Annotated in this window: 2 protein-coding genes; one reads left to right on the top strand and one right to left on the bottom strand. The window is 31.6% G+C overall.

Features of this window, described 5'->3' with window-relative positions:
* A partial coding sequence (locus ABTZ91_RS33955) for an HAD-IC family P-type ATPase (protein ID WP_352081089.1) occupies positions 1 to 1,086 on the bottom strand: 1,086 nt, incomplete at its 3' end.
* 559 nt (positions 1,087 to 1,645) lie between these two features.
* Between ABTZ91_RS33955 and ABTZ91_RS33950 the strand changes: the two genes are divergently transcribed.
* Positions 1,646 to 1,816 (top strand): YIEGIA domain-containing protein (locus ABTZ91_RS33950; protein ID WP_352081090.1); only part of this gene is annotated, 171 nt, incomplete at its 3' end.

Raw genomic sequence — 1,816 nt, 5'->3', positions numbered from 1 at the left:
TGTTTTATCAAAGGCTATTGCTTTTAATTCTCCTAAATTTTCAAGAGGTAACCCACCTTTTATTAATACACCTCCACGAGCAGCTCTTGCTACTCCACTTAATACAGCACTTGGCGTAGAAATAGCTAATGCGCAAGGGCTTGCTGCAACCAAAACTGCCATTGCCCGATAAAAGCTTTCACTAAATGTTTCATCTAAAACAAGAAAAGCAAAAAGAAGTAAAAACACCAATATAAGTATAGCTGGGACAAAATACTTCTCAAAACGATCAGTAAATAATTGAGTAGGCGATTTCTGTGATTCCGTTTCTTTCACTAATTTTATTAAACGACTTAAAGTCGAATCGTTAGCTTCTTTTAATACCTTAACTTCTAAAGTATCAGTACCATTAATCGTTCCAGAAAACACTCTACTTTCAGAAGGTAGATTTTTCTCCGATATATTATCTGGATTACTTATAGGAATTTTATCAACAGGCATGCTCTCACCCGTTATTGGAGCTTGATTAACACTACTCTTACCTTTCACGACAACTCCATCAGCTGATATTTTGCTATTTGGCTTTACAATTACAATATCCCCGACTGTCAAATCCTCTATAGGCACTTCTTTTTGATCTTTTCCAATTCGTACAATAGCTGTTCTAGGGGCAATATCAGCAAGGGCAGATATTGAATTACGTGCTCTATTCATCGCAAAATGTTCTAGTGCATGTCCTGCACTAAACAAAAACAGTAACAATGCACCTTCAGCCCACTCACCTAGAAAAGCTGCCCCAATTGCTGCCAAGATCATTAGAAAGTCTATTTCAAATTTTCCTTTTTTTATAGATGAAATAGCTTCTTTAATCGTAAAAAATCCGCCAAAAAAATACGCTATAACATACAAAGTAATGGATATTAAACTGACATTATCTTTCGTTATACTTATAAGATAACCAATTCCTAATAAGGCACCACATAGTAATGAAAAAATAAGTTCTGTATTACCTCCAAAGATTCCTCCGTGATGGTGATTATTTTCATGGTTTTCTCCTTTATGAATTGAATCTTTCTGCTTTTTATTCTCCAAACTAATTACCTCCATTGGCTGGTTCGTTATTCAGTGTAGTATTTCCTTAAATATGAGATATTGAAACAATTTCTTTAAAATATAATAGGCTTTATTAAGTGAATCCTCGTTTCATTTATCCTAAGTGGTTAGAAAATAAAATAATAATCAATAAAAATCCAATATAAATTTAACTTATAGAAAAAACTCTGTTCAATATTTTAATCAGAGTTTTTTCTCAGTGTATTCATTGCTTTATATTACTGTGGTTCTCTAATTTCAACTGGTTCTTTCATCTCAAATGGACTATTTATTTCAATGAATGGTTCGTTTGATTCTTTAATTCCTAAATTATTTAACAGACTTATATCATCTGGATTTCCCATATTATTTATTACACCTAAAAACTTATTTTTATTAAACATATTTTTTCACCTCCCAAATCTATTTTTATCTAAACTAAACTTTAATATGAATGATTTTTTAAAAAATTTTCTCCAACCATACAAAGTTCATTTTATTATTATAAACCTGAATACATTATTCATTTGCGGAGATAATATTTTTGAAAAGTAGATATGAGGAGGGGGAAAAAATGAGAGCACAAATTCTATCTACCCCACATTTAATTTTAATTATTATAGGAATAATTGGTGGTACACTTGCTAGAGTACTTATTTTAAGAGAGGACTATAGACAATATCCCACCTATCCAAATGGGGTTCTTAGCCAAATTGCACTTGGTTTTGTTGCATCAACATTAGGG

It is taken from the genome of Streptomyces sp. NPDC126499, from assembly GCF_040302485.1.
Classification (GTDB): Bacteria; Actinomycetota; Actinomycetes; order Streptomycetales; family Streptomycetaceae; genus Streptomyces.
The sequence above is the reverse complement of the archived record's forward strand: the minus strand, read 5'-3'. Positions and strand labels throughout refer to the sequence as shown.